We start from the raw sequence: 749 nt of genomic DNA, 5'->3' as shown, positions 1-749 counted from the left end.
CTGGCGTGGCCGACGAACGAGATCGCGGTGATGGGCGCCGAGGGTGCGGTGAACCTGCTGCACCGGCGTGAGCTGGCCGCCGCCGAGGACCCGGCGCGGCTGCGCGAGGCACTGGTCGCGGACTACCGGGCGGAGCTGATGCACCCGTACCACGCGGCCGAGCACGGGCTGGTGGACGACGTGATCGACCCGGCCGAGACCAGGGCGGCCATCGCCCGGGGCCTCGCCATGCTGGAGGACAAGCACACCGCCCCACCCCGTCGCAAGCACGGCAACGCGCCGCTGTGAGCGGGTGAGCCCGACACGGGCGCTCCGACGCCGGGTCGTGGCCGACTAGGGTTCCCCGCCGTGATCGAACCGTCCGCTCTGGAGAACACCAGGGCCGCCTACGACGCCGTTGCCCCTCTTTACGCCGAGCTCTTCAGCAACGTGCTGGACGCCCTGCCGCTGGAACGCGCGCTGCTGGCCGCGTTCGCCGAACTCGTGCGGGCGCACGCCGACGGGCCCGTGGCCGACGTCGGCTGCGGCCCCGGCCACCTGACGGCGCACCTGGACGCGCTCGGGCTGAGTGCCTTCGGCGTCGACGTGTCCCCGGAGATGATCGCCCTGGCCCGGCGGGCGCACCCGGACCTGCGGTTCGACGAGGGGTCGATGACCGACCTGGACCTCGCCGACGGTGTCCTCGGCGGCATCCTCGCGTCCTACTCGGTCATCCACACACCACCCCCGCTGCTGCCGGAGGTGTTCAC

At 73.2% G+C, this 749-nt stretch carries 2 protein-coding genes; both read left to right on the top strand.

Translation table 11 applies throughout. The features are described 5' to 3' along the window. Positions 1–288 (top strand): carboxyl transferase domain-containing protein (locus AB0G02_RS41085; RefSeq protein WP_360806233.1); only part of this gene is annotated, 288 nt, incomplete at its 5' end. A 60-nt stretch (positions 289–348) separates the two neighbouring features. After that, the coding region (locus AB0G02_RS41080) for a class I SAM-dependent methyltransferase (protein ID WP_360806230.1) at positions 349–749 on the top strand (401 nt) is incomplete at its 3' end.

This window comes from Actinosynnema sp. NPDC023658, from assembly GCF_040639995.1.
Lineage (GTDB): Bacteria > Actinomycetota > Actinomycetes > Mycobacteriales > Pseudonocardiaceae > Actinosynnema.
This window is presented reverse-complemented; position numbering and strand designations above follow the sequence as displayed.